Source organism: Paracoccus sp. SCSIO 75233 (assembly GCF_027912675.1).
Lineage (GTDB): Bacteria > Pseudomonadota > Alphaproteobacteria > Rhodobacterales > Rhodobacteraceae > Paracoccus.
In genome coordinates this window covers 540,406-556,849 of the sequence record NZ_CP115757.1, presented here as the reverse complement: position 1 = coordinate 556,849, position 16,444 = coordinate 540,406, and the positions used below count along the sequence as shown (strand labels likewise).

Here is a 16,444-nt window from a genome sequence, read left to right as displayed (position 1 = left end):
TGACGGCTTTGCCCCGAAATCTGTGCACTCCTGAAAGGATATCATGATGACCAAAGCAGTAATCGTTTCCGCTGCCCGGACCCCCGTTGGCAGTTTCCTGGGGGCATTTGCCAATGTGCCCGCACATGATCTGGGTGCCGCCGTGCTGGCCGAGGTGGTGAAGCGCGCCGGTGTCGATCCGTCCGAGGTCAGCGAAACCATCCTGGGTCAGGTGCTGACCGCCGCACAGGGCCAGAACCCGGCGCGTCAGGCCCATATCAATGCCGGTCTGCCGCAGGAAGCGCCGGCATGGCTGATCAATCAGGTCTGCGGCTCCGGCCTGCGCGCCGTGGCGCTGGCCGCGCAGCAGGTCATTCTTGGCGATGCGCAGATCGTGCTGGCGGGCGGTCAGGAATCCATGTCGCTCTCGACCCATGCCGCATATCTGCGGGCGGGTCAGAAAATGGGCGATATGAAGATGGTCGACACCATGATCCGCGACGGGTTGTGGGACGCCTTCAACAACTACCACATGGGCCAAACCGCCGAAAACGTCGCTGAAAAATGGGAAATCACCCGCGATCAGCAGGACGAATTCGCCGTCGGCAGCCAGAACAAGGCCGAAGCCGCGCAGAAAGACGGCAAGTTCAAGGACGAGATCGTCGCCTACACCGTCAAGGGCCGCAAGGGCGATACGGTGGTGGAAGACGACGAATATATCCGCCACGGCGCCACGATCGAGGCGATGCAGAAGCTGCGCCCGGCCTTCACCAAGGATGGCACGGTAACGGCGGCCAACGCATCGGGCCTCAATGACGGTGCCGCCGCCGTCATGGTCATGACCGAGGAAGAGGCGAACCGCCGCGGCCTGACCCCGCTCGCCCGTATCGCATCCTACGCAACCGCCGGTCTCGACCCGGCGATCATGGGCACCGGGCCGATCCCGTCCAGCCGCAAGGCACTGGAGAAGGCTGGCTGGTCGGTCGGCGATCTTGATCTGGTCGAGGCGAATGAGGCCTTTGCGGCGCAGGCCTGCGCGGTCAACAAGGATATGGGCTGGGATCCGGCCATCGTGAACGTCAATGGCGGCGCCATCGCCATCGGCCACCCGATCGGCGCATCGGGTGCCCGCATCCTCAATACGCTGCTGTTTGAAATGCAGCGCCGGGATGCGAAAAAAGGCCTCGCCACGCTGTGCATCGGCGGCGGCATGGGCGTCGCGCTTTGCGTCGAACGCTGATACCAAATCCGGCGCGCAATTAACTTGCGCGCCGGATACGATCAGGATAGCAATATTTCGTAATCAGTTGAAAAATGGGGGGAGAGCATGTCCAGGACAGCCATCGTCACCGGAGGAACGCGCGGCATTGGCGCGGCAATTTCGAAGGCACTAAAGGACGCCGGATATTCGGTCGCGGCAAATTATGCCGGCAATGACGACGCCGCCAAGGCGTTCACCGACGAGACCGGCATCAAGGCCTATAAATGGTCGGTCGCGGATTACGATGCCTGCGCTGCGGGCATCAAACAGGTCGAGGATGAACTTGGCCCGGTCGGCGTTCTGATCAACAATGCCGGCATCACCCGCGATTCCATGTTCCACAAAATGACGCCCGATCAGTGGAAGGCCGTCATCGACACCAACCTGACCGGGCTGTTCAACATGACCCACGGCGTCTGGTCCGGCATGCGTGAGCGGAAATTCGGTCGCGTGGTCAATATCAGCTCGGTCAACGGCCAGAAGGGTCAGGCCGGTCAGGCCAACTATTCTGCCGCGAAAGCTGGCGATATCGGCTTCACCCGCGCGCTGGCGCAGGAGGGGGCACGGGCCGGGATCACCGTCAACGCAATCGCGCCGGGTTATATCGGCACCGAAATGGTGCGCGCCATCGACGAAAAAGTGCTGAACGAACGGATCATCCCGCAGATCCCGGTCGGTCGTCTGGGCGAACCCGAAGAAATCGCCCGCTGCGTGGTGTTCCTGTCGTCGGATGACGCGGGCTTCATCACCGGCTCGACCATCTCGGCCAACGGGGCGCAGTTCTTCAGCTAAGCTGCCCCACAGCACCGAAAAGGCCCGCTCAAACCGAGCGGGCCTTATTTTATTCTGACCTCATCAGAGGAAACCCGTCAGCAAAGCCGCTCGATCTCCTCTTTGATACGCAGCTTTTCCTTCTTCAATTCTGATATTTCAAAATCGGACGTGCCGGGGGCGCGTTGCGCCTGTTCGACTTCTTTCGAAAGATGTTCATGTTTCTCGCGGAGTTTTTCGATGTGAGCATCGACCGACATTATCGTCCTCCTGTTTTATGTCGAATATGACAATTCCATCACAGAAGGCCGATCTTGTCACGGGTAATCCGCACCCCTCAGGTCAAGAAATGCCCCGTGGCGCAAAACCGCCTGCGCCCTTTGCGACAAATCCTCACCATCGCCTGAATGCTGGGCAGCCTGGTGCATGATAAAGGGGGTCAAAAGCCGCAAAGATCCGCGTGACCCCTTGCGCGCGCTCACTATTATCCGGCCCGCGTCACGACCGGCGCGGGCGGCAATGGGCAGGATCGCAATATCGCCCGCCTGCCCGGACAGGCCGCAAAGCAACCCGTCCAACCGGGAGGCGAGATGAATGACGGTGATATAGCCGCCCGGCCTGAGCCGTCGCAAAGCTGTTTCAATCCAGATGGCAAGCGGCGTGTCCTCATGACGGGCGCTCGCACGGCTGTCATCGGGCGCAGGTGTGCCTTGCGCGAAAAACGGCGGGTTCAGGATGACATGATCGAAGCTCATCGCGCGCAAATCCGATGGCAGCGCGGTCAGATCGGCCTCGATCACCTGCATCGAAGTATGGTTTCTTTCGGCATTCGCCCCCGCCAGCCGCGCGAAATCAGCCTCACGCTCCACCCCGGTCAGCGACAATTCCGGCACCCGTGCGGCCAGACACAGAAGCGCGGTTCCGACCCCGCAGCCCAGTTCCAGCACGCTCTGCCCCGGACGTGCAGGACAGGCGGCGGCAAGCATAACCGTGTCCGCACCCGCCCGGTAGCCACGGACGGGCTGTTCGATGCGGACACGACCGCCAAGGAAGTCATCAACCCGCGTCTCAGTCATCCAGCCCGTGCTCGCGCAAGATCGCGCTGGCCATGAAATGATCGCGGTCCGCGACCATCAGGCGGCGCGGCAAAATGCCCAACGAACCCTCCAGAACGCTCATATGCTGATCCAGCGCAAAGCTTTCTATCCCGTCTGCACGCAGAATATCCTGGGCACGAACGAGGCGAAGCGGATCCGTTGTACGCAGTATCTCTTTCATAAGCCGGGCCACGAGCGGTTGCACCCCGCTGCATCGCATGGCAATTGCTGAAAGGTAAAGGTGATTTTATGGACGCCAAGGTGAACCAGACCCCGACCGACAGCCTGATGGACGCGCTCGCGCCAGAGATGCAGGCAGTGAATGTGCTGATCCGCGAACGCATGTCGTCCCGGCACGCCCCCCGCATCCCGGAGGTCACCGCGCATCTGGTCGAGGCCGGTGGCAAACGGCTCCGCCCGCTGCTGACCTTGGCTGCGGCGAAGCTGTGCGGCTATGACGGGCCCTATCACGTTCATCTGGCCGCAACGGTCGAGTTCATCCATACCGCAACCCTGCTGCATGACGACGTGGTCGATGAAAGCCAGCAGCGCCGTGGGCGTCCGACCGCCAACCTGCTGTGGGACAATAAATCCAGCGTTCTGGTCGGGGATTACCTTCTGGCCCGCGCCTTTCAACTGATGACGGATACCGGCGTCATGCGGGTGCTGGAAATCCTGTCGAACGCCTCTGCCACCATATCCGAAGGTGAGGTGCTGCAACTGACCGCAGCACAGGATCTCGCAACGGATGAGGCGATCTATCTTCAGGTCATTCGCGGCAAGACGGCGGCACTGTTTTCCGCCGCGACCGAGGTCGGGGCGGTCATCGCCGCCGCGCCGGAACCGCAGGTCCGCGCGCTGTTCGATTACGGCGACGCGCTTGGCATCGCTTTTCAGATTGCCGACGATCTGCTGGATTATGGCGGCACGACGGCAACAATCGGCAAGAATACCGGGGATGATTTCCGCGAACGCAAGCTGACCCTGCCGGTCATCAAGGCCGTCGCTCAGGCCGACGCCACGGAACGCGCCTTCTGGCAGCGCACCATCGAAAAGGGCGATCAGGCAGAGGGCGATCTGGAACAGGCGCTTGAGATCATGCGCCGCCACGGCGCGATGGAGGCCGCCCGCAAGGACGCTTTCGACTGGGCGGAGAAGGCGCGTCTGGCGCTGCAATCCGTGCCGGATCACCCGCTGCGGCAGACGCTGGACGATCTGGCCGGGTTCGTGGTGTCGCGCATCGCCTGAGCGGACAGGCAAAGGCCCGGCACAGAGGCCGGGCCGGATGAGGGGCCGGGTGATCCGGCCCTTTTCTTTGCGGCTTACTTCGCCTGAATGAAGTCGGGATAGGCTTCCATCCCCATCTCGCTGATGTCGAGGCCGGTGATCTCCGCCTCCTGATCGACGCGGATGCCCATGGTGGCTTTCAGGATCACCCATGCCGCGTAGCTGACGATGAAGACAAAGGCACCGATGGAGATGACACCAAGCGCCTGAACGCCGTAGCTCGCATCCGGGTTGGTGGCCGGAACCACCATGGTTCCCCAGATCCCGGCGCAGAGGTGAACCGGAATGGCGCCGACAACGTCATCGATCTTCATCCGGTCGAGCAGCGGGACGACAATGACCGCGATCACGCCGCCGACGGCACCGATCAGCACTGCCTCGAAAATCGTGGGCATCAACGGCTCAGCGGTGATGGCGACCAGACCGGCAAGCGCGCCATTCAGCACCATGGTGAGGTCGATCTTACCGAACATCACCTGCGTGGTGACGATCGCCGCGAGCACACCAGCCGAGGCTGCGATATTGGTGTTCACAAAGATCCGCCCGACATCCGCCGCATCGTTCACGCTGCCGAGTGCCAGCTGCGAGCCGCCGTTGAACCCGAACCAGCCGAGCCACAGGATGAACGTCCCAAGCGTCGCAAGCGCGAGATTGGACCCCGGCATCGGCTGCATGCGGCCATCGGCGCGGTATTTCCCCAGACGCGGGCCGAGGACAATCGCACCGGCAAGGGCAGCGAAACCACCCGCCGCGTGAACCAGCGTCGAGCCGGCGAAGTCGGAGAAGCCGCGCTGATCCAGCCAGCCCGCGCCCCATTCCCACGAGGCTTCGATGGGATAGATGAACCCGGTCAGGATCAGGGTGAAGATCATGAAGGGCCACAGCTTGACGCGCTCGGCCAGTGTCCCGGACACGATGGATGCCGTGGTGGCGCAGAACATGAGCTGGAAGAAGAAATCGGATGCCGCAGAATACCCGTCATCCGCCGCACCACTGCCGACCGGATCAATCGATTTGGGCGAGAACAGCTCCCCGATCCAGTTGGTGACGGTCCAGTCCGCTGGATACATCAGATTATACCCGACCACCCAGAACATGATCCCGGCGATGGAAAACAGCGAGATATTCTTGAAAAGCTGCGTCGTCACGTTCTTCGAGCGAACCAGACCCGCCTCCAGCATGGCGAAGCCTGCGGCCATCCACATGACCAGGAAGCCCCCGATCAGAAACAGGAGCGTATTGAAGATATAGGCCACCTCGGCATTGACCGCGGGCGGGGCCTCGACCGCTGCGGCGGCGGCCTCCTGACTCACAGCGGGAACGGCGCTCAGCGCCACCGTCATCGCAATAAAGGGGATCGTTTTCAGCATGCGTTTACCTCAGTTCCTGCCAATCCTACCCGGAGGGGTCTCGGGCGCCTTCCTGACCACGAGGCGTCTGAACTGCCCGATCCTCAAGCATTCGGCCCAAAAAACGGCGGCTGAAGCAGCCACAGCCAAATCGCTGGGCATGTATTCGCTCAAATGCCTCGCTTTTGGGCAGATCACATACGGGTCATTTGACTTCGCAATGCACTTGACCTCGTGTATGCTGGTCTAAATCAGACCGGATAAACCGGCCCGCAGGATTACAGGCATGGCAAAGAACTCTGGCAAGCGCCGCCCCGTGGTGGCCGAACGCCGTTACGCGAACCCGACGAAGCCCTCCGGCAAGACGCCGCGCGGTCGACGTGGCAGGCGCGCACCGGTCAGGCGGGGCAATGCGATCTCACGCGGGGTCTCGGGGTTTTTCCGGCTGCTGTGGCGGACGATCTTCGGCACCATCTGGACAACGGTGCTGACCCTGACCGTGATCCTCGGGCTGGCAACGTTCTTCTATTACTCGCAACTGCCGGAGCCATCGGCCCTGTTCGACGGGCGCGCACGCGGCGGCGTCACCATGCTGGACCGCGAAGGCAAGGTCTTCGCGTGGCGGGGGGAAACCTTCGGAACGGTCACCCCGGATCAGGTCTCCCCTGCCCTGCGGAATGCCGTTGTGGCGACAGAGGACCGCCGGTTCTACAGCCATCTGGGCATTGACCCGCGCGGCATCGCCAGCGCCATCAAGATCAACATGTCCGAGGGCCGCAGCCCCCTGGACGGTCATGGCGGTTCCACCATTACCCAGCAGGTCGCCAAGCTGCTTTGCCTTGGCGAGGCGTTTGACCCGACCCGCTGGTCGGATGAGGCGGAGTACGAGGCCGAATGCCGCCGCACGACGCTATGGCGCAAGGTCAAGGAAGTCCCCTATTCCTTCGCGATGGAGCTGAAATATTCCAAGGACGAAATTCTCAATATCTACATGAACCGCTCCTATCTGGGCGGCGGTGCGCGCGGCTTTGAAGCGGCGGCGGAGCGCTATTTCGGCAAACACGCCAACGAAGTGACGGTTGCGGAAGCGGCGATGCTCGCCGGTCTTCTGAAAGCGCCAAGCTATTTTGCCCCGACATCGGACATCCAGCGGGCGCAGGACCGCGCCTCGGTCGTGCTGAACCTGATGCATGAGCAGGACCGTATATCCGATGCGGAATATCAGCAGGCCAAGGCCAATCCCGCCGTTCTGTCGCAAGCGGCGCAGGCCCGTGCGGGAGGCTATTTCGCCGACTGGCTGATGGAGGCGGGGCCGGGTTTCCTGACGACGGAAACCAATGAGGACGTCACCATCCTGACGACCTTTGACCAGAAGGTGCAGCGGGCCGCAGAGGCTGCGCTGAAAAAGATATTCGACGAAAAGGTCAAGCCCGGCTCAAAGGCCGAGGCCGCCGTCGTCGTTCTGTCAGCGGATGGCGCGGTGCGGGCAATGATCGGCGGGCGCGATACGGTTGTGCAGGGCGTGTTCAACCGCGCGACACAGGCCAAGCGCCAGACCGGCTCCAGCTTCAAGCCATTCGTTTTTGCAGCGGCTCTCGATCAGGGGATGACCCCGCAGAGCATCGTTTATGACGGCCCCATCACGATCCGCAACTGGTCGCCGCAGAACTACTCGCGCCGCTTCTACGGAGATGTGACACTCACCCGTGCGCTGGCGAATTCGATGAATACCGCGACCGTCCGCTTGCAGGAAAAATCCGGTCGCGAGTCGGTCATCCGCATTGCCGAGGAATTCGGCGTCGGTGAGGATCTGCCGAATGTCCCGTCGATCGGCCTCGGCGTGTTCGACTCGACCTTGCTGGAGATGACCGGCGCCTATGCCGGGATCCGCAATGGTGGGCGCGCCGTGCGCCCCTACGGTGTGGTCGAGTTGCGCATTCGCGGCGACAACGAACCGCTGATCGCCAAGACCGGCGGTATGGGTCAGCGGGTGATCTCGCAGAAATCTGCGGGCGAGCTGATTACGATGATGCGCGAAGTCATCCAGAACGGCACTGGCGGGCGCGCCAAGCTTGGCCCCCGCGACGCGGCAGGAAAGACCGGCACGACCTCGTCTTACCGTGATGCCTGGTTCATCGGCTTTACCGACCAGTTCGTGACCGGGGTTTGGATGGGCTATGACGACAACACGCCCTTGACCGGGGTCACCGGCGGCGGTCTGCCGGCGGAGATCTGGCAGGCCGTGATGTCGGAGATACACGAAGGGATGCCGCTGCAACCGCTGGGCCGGTTCGTCGGCGACGAAGGCTCCCGGATCGGTGACGGGGTCGCGCCGTCCGTGCGTGGCGACGACGCCCTTGCCAGTGCGCTGAGCGCCGCGTTGAGCGATATGGCAGGTGCCAGCACCCCTGCCCCGCCCGGCCAACCGCTCGTCCGTGGCGAGCCCGGAGAGGCGCTGACAGATGCGCTGTCCGAGGCGCTCGGTCAGCCCGGCACCCCGCGTGACGCGCCGGTGAATGTCAGCGCGAATTCCACGCCACGCCCGGTCACCAACGCGCCCGAGGCAAGGGAGAGCGACCCGCTGGGTGACGCGTTGCGCGGGATCGAGGGGCTGAACTGATCCCGGTCTCAGGCCGACACTGCCTGTTCAGTTTCCATCGCACGGGTATAGGCTCCGTCGATCCGACGGCTGGTTTCCAGCGAAAACGCGTGCAACCGCGCGCCATCGGGTGACAATGCGACCGTCGCGCCTTCACGCGGGGCATTGTCACGCGGCAGGATCGCGGTAACCGAGCTTCCATCTTTGAGGCGGCAATGGGCGACCTGACTTCCGCCGAGATCCTCGATCAGATCGATCACAGCCCGCATTCCGGGCTGGTCGGAGGCACGCACCTTCAGATCCTCCGGCCGCACACCAAGCACAAAAGACGTACCCGCCGGAATCTGCAGCCTGCCCGGCAACAGAACATCCTCGCCGATATCGGCTTCGATCTGGCCGTTTGCGGTGATTCTGGCGTTGATCAGGTTCATCGCCGGTGCACCAAGGAAGGTCGCCACGAACATCGACGCCGGGCGGGCATAGACATCGGACGGTTTGCCGATCTGTTCGATCTGACCGGCATTCATCACCACCAGCCGGTCGGCCATTGTCATCGCCTCGACCTGATCATGCGTCACCAGAACCGAGGTCGCGCTCAGATCGCGGTGCAGCCGACGCAGTTCGATCCGCATCTGCACCCGCATCTTGGCGTCGAGATTTGACAGCGGCTCATCGAACAGGAACAGCCGGGGCTTGCGCACGATCGCGCGGCCCATGGCGACGCGCTGACGCTGACCGCCCGAAAGCTGCTTCGGACGCCGGTCGAGATATTCGGAGAGGCCGAGAATCTCAGCCGCCTCCCTGATCTGGCGGGTCCGTTCTTCGCGCGGCACCTTGGCCAGCTTCAGCGGATAGCCGATATTATCCGCCACCGTCATATGCGGATAAAGCGCGTAGTTCTGGAACACCATGGCGCAGCCACGGTCAGCGGGGTCGAGATCGTTGATGACGGTCTCCCCGATGGAGATCGTGCCCGAGGTAATCGTTTCAAGCCCCGCGATCATGCGCAGCAGGGTCGATTTCCCGCAGCCGGAGGGGCCAACGATAACGACGAACTCCCCCTGTTCAAACCCCAGATTGAGGCCGTGCAGTGTTTCGACATCGGCATAGCTCTTACGCAGATCGGTGATCGCAACATAGGACATCATACTGCTCCCTGAGACTGGAATTCGCCATTCATCCGCATCCGCAGCGCCGCAATCTCGGCTTCGGTCAAACCGTGGCGGACCAGATAGGTTTCCGCATCGCCATAAGTCTGACGGAGATGGTCGAGGAATGCTTCCATCGTCGTCGCCTCGCTTTTCAGCAGCGGCGAGGACAGATCGAAATCCTCCCCCCGTGCCCGCAGCTCGGCGAGCATCGCCGCAAACATCGGCGGCGAATATTGCGTGGTCAGCGAATAATCCGCAATCACCTCCGCCTGCGGCACCTCCGCAAGCTGCAACAGGAACGCCGCGACGATCCCGGTCCGGTCCTTGCCGGCGGTGCAATGAAACAACACGCCGCCCGGGGCATTGGCAATCACCCGCATCACCTGTGCCAGCGCCGCGCCGCGTTCCACCAGCGCCTCGCAGTAGAGCGCCAGCAGCAAATCCTCCGCCTCGGCCATTGCCGGATGAGTCGGATCGAGCCCGTCGAAAAGCGAGATATTATGATAGACCACACCCGGAACGCCCGCAGCAAACGGATTGGGCTGCACATCGAGTTCCTGCGCATGCCGTAGATCGATAACCGTGGTCAGACCCAGTTGCCGCAGCTCGTCCATCGACCCGGGCGACAGCCGGTGCAGGCTGTCGCCACGCAGCACCCGCCGCCACACTGTCGGGCCTTTGGCACCGGCATAGCCGCCGAGATCGCGGATATTATAGCTGCCGGGCAGCGGGATATGTCTGGTAAAGCTCATCAGCGTAGTCCGGATTTCATGAAGGAAGCGATCACCTGCCGTTGAAGCAGCAGATAGATCAGAAGGATAGGCAGGCTGGCCATTGTCGATGCCGCCATCAACGGCCCCCATTGTGTGCCCTCGGCGGTAATGAACATCTGCAGGCCGATCTGCACCACCGAATTTTCAGGCGAACGGCTGAGAAGCAGCGGCCAGAAATACTCGTTCCAGGTCGAGATGAACACGAGGATGGCAAGGGAGGCAATGGTGCCGCGCAGATTTGGCACGACCACCTGCCAGAGAATTTCGGCGTGGCCGGCACCGTCCATCCGCGCAGCCTCAATCACCTCGGTCGGGAAGCTGCGCATCGCCTGCACCAGCAGCAGGATCGCGAAGGCAGAGGCGAAATGCGGCAGGATCAGGGCGCCAAGCGTGTCGATCATGCCAAGCCGTGCGACGAGCAGATAGTTCGGGATCATCACCACTTGCAGCGGCACCAGCCAGGTCAGCGCAACCGCCCCGTAGATGAAGGCCGAACCGCGGAATTTCCAGCGGGAGAAGGCGTAGCCCGCAAGGATCCCGGTCAGGATTTGCAGCACGGTGACAGCAATGGAGATGATGAAGGTGTTAACCAGCATCCGCACCATCGGCACCGCGCTGAGCGCGTAGCGATAATTCTCCAGATCGGCAGCGTTCGGCCAGAGGCTGGTCGAGAAGATCTCGCTTTCGGAGCGCAGCGACGTCACGATCATCCAGTAGATCGGAAACACGCAGAGCAGCGAGACAAAGATCATCAGGGCGTGACCGATGCCGGTCTCCCATTTGGCGGCGGTCTGGCGCCGCTTGCGGGGAACGGCACCCGGGGGGAAGCTGGCATCAATCGTCATAGAATGTGAACCTTGCCTTGAGCGCGAACAGCGCCATTGCGAGGAGGCCGAAGCCGACGAACAGGATCACCGCCGAGGCAGAGGACCAGCCGACCGAGAGCGAGCCGAACCCGAATTGCCAGAGCAGGTAGTAAATATTGGTGGTGGACCCAAGCGGACCGCCTTCGGTCAGCACATGGATATAGGCAAAGCTCCATTGCGCGCCGAGCAGCGCCACCATCAGCACCAGCAGCAGAATCGTCGGCGACAGCAGCGGCAGGCGGATATCGCGAATGATCTCCCAGCGGGTTGCACCGTCGAGCCGCGAGGCTTCGATCAGCGAGCCATCGATGGAGGCGTTTGCCGCCGACAGGATCAGCGTGGCGAAGCCGATCAGCTTCCAGCCGGTGATGAAGGTGATCGTCCAGAGCGCGATGGCCGGGTCGGAGAGGAAACCGATCGGCTCAAAACCCAGCCATTGAAAGCCGAGATTGATGATGCCGCTATTGGGGTCGAGCAGCCAGCGCCAGACAGCGGCGGCAACCACCGGCGGGATGATCATCGGCACGAAGATAAGGGCGCGGTAAAGGTTGCGGCTGCGCGGCGGCAGATCCTGCGTGAAGATCGCAATCGCCAGCGGCAGAAGCACGGCAAGCGGCAGCAGCCCGACCAGATACCAGAACGTGTTCCGCAACGCCTGCCAGAATTTCGGCAGCTCGAAAATATTGCTGTAATTATCCAGCCCCACCCATGTTTTCGGCGAGGTCGGCAGCAGGTTCCATTGCTGGAAGCTGAGCCAGAAAGCCTGAAGCAGAGGCTCGTAGATCCAGATCACGAAACAGGCCACTGCAGGGAACAGATAGATATAGGGCCGCAGACGACGATAAAGCCGCTGACGCGGGCTGATCGGTCGGGGCGTGGCCATCTTGCCTTGGGTCGGAAGGGGAAGTTCGGTCACGGGCTTGCTCCGGGTCGGGAGAGAGGGGCGGCCCCGTTCGGGGGGCCGCCCGGGCGTTCAGATCACGGGATCAGGTTCTGCGCCTGCTCCTGCGCGGCGCTCAGAATGCCCTGCACATCGTCATTATTGCCGAAGGTCGCTTCTTCAAGCGCGTCCATCATCGACACCTGAATTTGCAGGTAGTTCGGGCCGGGCATCGGCACCCACGGCTCAAGCACGCTCAGCTGATCGAGGTTCGGCTGGACCAGCGGATGCTCTTTCACCCAGTTGCCCAGATATTCCGGGTCGTCCACGATATCGAGACGCAGCGGCAGGTAACCGATTTCCGAGGTGATGATCGTATAGCCATGCTTGGAGGTGAGGAACTTCATCAGCTCCCACGCCGCGCGCTGCTTGACCGGATCGGTGGAGTGGATGACGAGTGCGGAACCGGAGTTGTTCGGGCGCACCGGCTTGTCGCCAAAGCTTGGCATGGTGCTGGCGCGCAGCTCGAAATTGCCTTCCGCGCTGTTGACGAGGAAGCCCTGAAGCGCGGATGTCTGAAGATACATCGCGACATTGCCCGCCGCCATCGTGTCCATCTGCGAGGTCAGGTCGAGGTTCTGCATCACGCCATTCTTCGCCAGATCACGCAGCATCTCGATGGCTTCAACCGCTTCCGGCTCCGCGAAGGTCATCTGGGTCCGGTCGTCATTGATGACCGCGCCGCCGTTCGAGCGGATGACACCCTGCATCAGCCAATCCAGAGCGGACGGCCCGAAGATGCCGGTCGCGAGCGGCAGCTTGCCGGTTTTTTCCTTGATCTGAAGGCCCATTTCCTTGATCTCGGCCCATGTCTTGGGCGGGTTTTCGGGGTCCAGACCAGCTTCACGGAAAATATCGGCGTTATAGAACAGCACCGGGGTGGAGAAGGTATAGGCCAGACCGTAGGTCTTGCCGTCCAGCTTGCCGAGGGCGAGGCCGTTCGGAACCATGCCTTCGAAATGCTCCGCCATTTCCTCGGCCGGGACGATATCTTCAAGCGCCTGCGCACCGAGGTTCTGCGCCGCGAAGTCAAGGCTGCTGAACACCATCTGCGACAGGTCGACCGATTGACCGGCAACGATGTCCGCCTGCACCCGGGTGACGAGGTTCTGGGCGGAAACCGGCACGCCCTCGACCTTGATATTCGGGTTGGCCTCTTCAAACTCCGCGATCATCTTCTTGGTCGCGTCGGCACCGTTACCGGCGGAGGAGAGGTTGTAGTTGTAAAAGGTGATGGTGACCGGCTCGGTCACTTCCTCGGGCATGTTCTGCGCTGAAACCGCAGTCGCGGCCAGGGCAACAGCAGCCGCCAAAATCGGGGTCTTCATCCGTTATCTCCGATGGGTTCTCGGCCCGGCGGGCCGGTGGAAGGAAAGCGCCGCAGCCTTCGCCGCGACGACCGTTGAAGAGGCTTACTCGGCCGCGTTGGCCTTCTGCGCAGCGATATGTGCGAGAATTTCGTTCATATCGAGCCGGTGACGCACTTCGCGCGTCTGCGGATGCTGGACATAGGTCACGGTCAGCCCGGAAGGACGCAGCGTGCAGAACGCAAAGCCCGTCGCGTCCAGCATGTTGAACTCACCCGGCAATGCGACCGCATCGGTTCCCGCATGGTGGCCGATACCGACAATCACCGGCACTCCGTACCAGTTCGACACCCGGTCGAGATGGATATGCCCCGACAGGATGCCGACGACATTGGCACCTGCAATCGTCGCACGGAGTTCTTCGGTGGCAGCGACCGAAAGCGATTCCCATTCCATATCGGTCACTTCGGGATCGAGGTTCGGCGCGTGGTGCATGACCAGCAGTTTCGGCAGTTCGGGCTGATCGGCCAGACGCGATTTCAGCCAGTCGATCTGGCCCTGCTCCCAATAGCCGCCGATTTCACCCGGCACCGCCGATTCCAGCACGATCACATGCAGCCCGTCGATGATGCGGTCGTGGTCGAAAGGTTTCGACGGATCGTCGTGAAGCTCCGCAAAAACTTCGGCAAATCCTTCGCGCGCATCATGGTTGCCAAGCGCATAGATCACCGGAATGCCCAGAGCGGCTTCCTCGATAATGGTTTTCAGCGCGCGGTAGGATTCCGGCTCGCCATGATTGGTCAGATCGCCCGACGCAATGATGAAGGCGGGACGTTCTTCCATCCGCGCGATCTCGGCCAGCGTGCGCCGCAGCGTCGCGCTGGTGTCGTTGAACAGCATGTCGTCTTCCATGCCCGGCGCGTTGACATGAAGGTCGGTCATATGGACGAAAGTCAGATGCTGGTCTGGCATGGGGGCAGCTCCATGTTGATGTCACGACCCGCTTTGAAAGGCTGAATTAACCGCATCGCGGCGAGTCGCTGACGTAATTAACGCCAATTTGTAACGAATGAATGAAGGTTCATTCATTTTCCGAAACAACTCGGCAAGATTCAGGAAACGGCGTGATTTCAAACATATATAGCATAATTTTTTGCGATTCGCTGCCCTGATTAGCGGCGGATGTCGGGGGCAGGCTGCTCGCCCCATCGGGCTGCCCCGATCTGGTAACGAGTTGACGGACCGGGTTATCCGGCGCGGCGCGCGATTGCCTGCCAGCACATATCTTCCAGCGCCAGCCGATCCTCGGGACCAAGCACCTCATGTATGTCTAGATGGCGCTTCAGCGTATTGCGGATCGCGCCGCGCACGAAGCTTGCCATCATTGCAGACGGCCTGTCCGCCACCACGCCTGCGGATTTGGCATCGTCGAGCAGGTTGATCGAGTAATTGATGAAGGTCTCGAATTCAGGCGCGAATTCGACCGCTTTCATCAGGGGATTGTTGTCGAGATAGCCGAACAGCCGCGCCCGCTCACGATCCGCAAGAATGAAGTCGATATAGTCGCTGATATAGGTCTTGACCCGCACATCATGCGGCTCATCCTCTGGCGGCGTCCTGATGATGTCGCGCGTCATCTGATCCGCGACCCCGCAATAAACGGCGCGGATCAGGTCCTGCTTGGAGCGGAAATAGAGATAGACCGACCCGATGGCGATATCGGCCCGTTTCGCGATCTGCGACATCGGCGACTGAAGGCCGGAGATGACGAATTCCTGTGCAGCCGCCCGCAGAATGCGGCTGCGCTTGTCATTGCCCTCTGGATCGTAGGGTTCGAGTTCGGCCATGAATGAGCATTCATTTCGTTGTCGCCGGTTCTGGATAGCGGGGGCGTTTCAGTTTCGCAAGCAAGGTTTACGCGCTGGCAGGTTCGCCCGCGACCCCGCCCGGTCAACTGCTGACAGGTCAGGCCGGGAACCGCCGCGATCGCACCCCCGGCCCTCACATCGAACTCAAAAATCCACCTTGATCGCCACGCCCTTTTGAACGGCAAGATCCACAACCGAAGCTGCGACTGCCAGATCCTGAAGCCCGACGCCGGTTCCGTCGAACAGGGTGATCTGATCATCTGATGTCCGGCCCGGATTGCTGCCATTGATGACAGCGCCGAGTTGGGAGACATCCGCTTCGGCAATCAGCCCCTCAGCAACGGCATGCTGGGCCTCACCCAGGCTGACCGACTGCGTAACCTCGTCGGTGAAAACCGTCGCCCGCGAAAGCAGCCGCGCGTCGACCTCCTGCTTGCCGACCGTGTCGGTCCCCATGCAGGCGATATGGGTGCCGGGGCTGACCTGATCGGCGGCAAGGATCGGCGCGAAAGAGGAAGTGATTGTGATAATCACATCCGCCTTGCGCATATCGTCAAGCTCGACCGCCTCGAACGGCAGCCCTGCCTCCGTCGCCACGGTTTCGAGATTGCCGAGCATTTCGGGGTGCAGGTTCCAGCCGATCACCTTCTCGAAGCTGCGCTGCTCCAATGCCGCGCGAAGCTGGAACTGCGCCTGATGGCCAGCTCCGATCATGCCGATGGTTTTCGCGTCCTCGCGCGCCAGATGCCGGATCGACACCGACGAGGCAGCAGCGGTGCGCAGCGCGGTCAGAAGATTGCCGCCGACCATAGCCCGCACCTTGCCGGTATCCGGGTCGAACAGGAAAATCGTCGACTGATGATTGATCAGCCCCCGCTTATCCATATTATGCGGCCAGTAGCCGCCCGCCTTCAGGCCAAGCGCCAGTCCGGCCTGATCGAAACCGCCCTTGAAGCCGTATAGCGCATCCTCGTGACCGATTGCCTCGCGGATGACCGGGAAATTATAAGCCTCGCCAGAGGCCATTGCGGCAAACACCTTCTCAACCGCATCAAACGCCGCCTCGCGCGTCATCAGCCCCGCAATCTCGCCTTCGGGTACAATCAGCATATTCATCTCCTGTAGAAAATTGCACGCCCGTGTGTCTTTGCTGGGGTAGCATGCACACGGGCGGCCAGCCGGCCCGTCAGGGCCGG

16 protein-coding genes are annotated in these 16,444 nt (G+C 61.7%); 4 read left to right on the top strand and 12 right to left on the bottom strand.

All coding sequences use genetic code 11. From position 1 onward, the window contains the following. The first annotated feature begins 46 nt into the window (after positions 1-46). The gene (locus PAF12_RS02725) at positions 47-1,219 is read left to right on the top strand and encodes an acetyl-CoA C-acetyltransferase (protein ID WP_271109634.1); all 1,173 of its coding nucleotides are present in this window, start codon (positions 47-49) and stop codon (positions 1,217-1,219) included. A gap of 87 nt (positions 1,220-1,306) precedes the next feature. After that, positions 1,307-2,032 (top strand): acetoacetyl-CoA reductase, encoded by a 726-nt coding sequence (gene phbB / locus PAF12_RS02720; protein ID WP_271108483.1) that lies wholly within the window; start codon positions 1,307-1,309, stop codon positions 2,030-2,032. Between the two features lie 77 nt (positions 2,033-2,109). Here the strand turns inward: phbB and PAF12_RS02715 are convergent, their stop codons facing one another. Genes PAF12_RS02715 through PAF12_RS02705 form a run of 3 tightly spaced genes read right to left on the bottom strand, consistent with a single transcriptional unit; the run spans position 2,110 to position 3,289 of the window. Beyond that, the gene (locus tag PAF12_RS02715) at positions 2,110-2,271 is read right to left on the bottom strand and encodes a YdcH family protein (RefSeq protein ID WP_271108482.1); all 162 of its coding nucleotides are present in this window, start codon (positions 2,269-2,271) and stop codon (positions 2,110-2,112) included. 57 nt (positions 2,272-2,328) lie between these two features. Further along, a complete protein-coding gene (locus PAF12_RS02710; RefSeq protein ID WP_271108481.1) occupies positions 2,329-3,087 on the bottom strand; it encodes a tRNA1(Val) (adenine(37)-N6)-methyltransferase in 759 nt (252 codons plus the stop codon). Next, complete coding sequence (locus tag PAF12_RS02705) at positions 3,080-3,289, bottom strand: DUF2007 domain-containing protein (RefSeq protein WP_271108480.1); 210 nt, start codon at positions 3,287-3,289, stop codon at positions 3,080-3,082. The genes PAF12_RS02710 and PAF12_RS02705 overlap by 8 nt, the downstream gene beginning before the upstream one ends. Positions 3,290-3,357: 68 nt before the next feature. On the opposite strand from PAF12_RS02705, the gene PAF12_RS02700 reads away from it, so the two are divergent. Continuing rightward, positions 3,358-4,356 (top strand): polyprenyl synthetase family protein, encoded by a 999-nt coding sequence (locus PAF12_RS02700; RefSeq protein ID WP_271108479.1) that lies wholly within the window; start codon positions 3,358-3,360, stop codon positions 4,354-4,356. Positions 4,357-4,430: 74 nt separating this feature from the next. Here PAF12_RS02700 and amt read toward each other — a convergent pair whose 3' ends face one another. Further along, positions 4,431-5,765 carry an ammonium transporter gene (gene amt, locus PAF12_RS02695; RefSeq protein WP_271108478.1) on the bottom strand — a complete coding sequence of 445 codons (1,335 nt, stop codon included), beginning with the start codon at positions 5,763-5,765 and terminating at the stop codon, positions 4,431-4,433. 265 nt (positions 5,766-6,030) lie between these two features. On the opposite strand from amt, the gene PAF12_RS02690 reads away from it, so the two are divergent. Further along, positions 6,031-8,364: a transglycosylase domain-containing protein gene (locus PAF12_RS02690; RefSeq protein WP_271108477.1), complete on the top strand. Its 2,334-nt coding sequence runs from the start codon at positions 6,031-6,033 to the stop codon at positions 8,362-8,364. A gap of 8 nt (positions 8,365-8,372) precedes the next feature. On the opposite strand, the gene PAF12_RS02685 is transcribed toward PAF12_RS02690, so the two are convergent. The 8 genes from PAF12_RS02685 to bhcD form a co-directional block, all read right to left on the bottom strand. After that, positions 8,373-9,488 carry an ABC transporter ATP-binding protein gene (locus PAF12_RS02685; RefSeq protein WP_271108476.1) on the bottom strand — a complete coding sequence of 372 codons (1,116 nt, stop codon included), beginning with the start codon at positions 9,486-9,488 and terminating at the stop codon, positions 8,373-8,375. Continuing rightward, complete coding sequence (locus tag PAF12_RS02680; protein WP_271108475.1) at positions 9,488-10,246, bottom strand: tyrosine-protein phosphatase; 759 nt, start codon at positions 10,244-10,246, stop codon at positions 9,488-9,490. The genes PAF12_RS02685 and PAF12_RS02680 overlap by 1 nt, the downstream gene beginning before the upstream one ends. Further along, positions 10,246-11,112, bottom strand: coding sequence for a carbohydrate ABC transporter permease (locus PAF12_RS02675; RefSeq protein ID WP_271108474.1), 867 nt, complete (start codon positions 11,110-11,112; stop codon positions 10,246-10,248). Before PAF12_RS02675 ends, PAF12_RS02680 begins: the two co-directional genes overlap by 1 nt. Next, complete coding sequence (locus PAF12_RS02670) at positions 11,102-12,049, bottom strand: carbohydrate ABC transporter permease (RefSeq protein ID WP_271108473.1); 948 nt, start codon at positions 12,047-12,049, stop codon at positions 11,102-11,104. The genes PAF12_RS02675 and PAF12_RS02670 overlap by 11 nt, the downstream gene beginning before the upstream one ends. A gap of 62 nt (positions 12,050-12,111) precedes the next feature. After that, positions 12,112-13,401 (bottom strand): ABC transporter substrate-binding protein, encoded by a 1,290-nt coding sequence (locus PAF12_RS02665; RefSeq protein WP_271108472.1) that lies wholly within the window; start codon positions 13,399-13,401, stop codon positions 12,112-12,114. 84 nt (positions 13,402-13,485) lie between these two features. Continuing rightward, positions 13,486-14,352 (bottom strand): metallophosphoesterase, encoded by an 867-nt coding sequence (locus PAF12_RS02660; RefSeq protein ID WP_271108471.1) that lies wholly within the window; start codon positions 14,350-14,352, stop codon positions 13,486-13,488. Between the two features lie 275 nt (positions 14,353-14,627). Next, positions 14,628-15,227, bottom strand: coding sequence for a TetR/AcrR family transcriptional regulator (locus tag PAF12_RS02655; RefSeq protein ID WP_271108470.1), 600 nt, complete (start codon positions 15,225-15,227; stop codon positions 14,628-14,630). A 165-nt stretch (positions 15,228-15,392) separates the two neighbouring features. After that, positions 15,393-16,358 carry an iminosuccinate reductase BhcD gene (bhcD, locus tag PAF12_RS02650; protein ID WP_271108469.1) on the bottom strand — a complete coding sequence of 322 codons (966 nt, stop codon included), beginning with the start codon at positions 16,356-16,358 and terminating at the stop codon, positions 15,393-15,395. Positions 16,359-16,444: the final 86 nt, after the last annotated feature.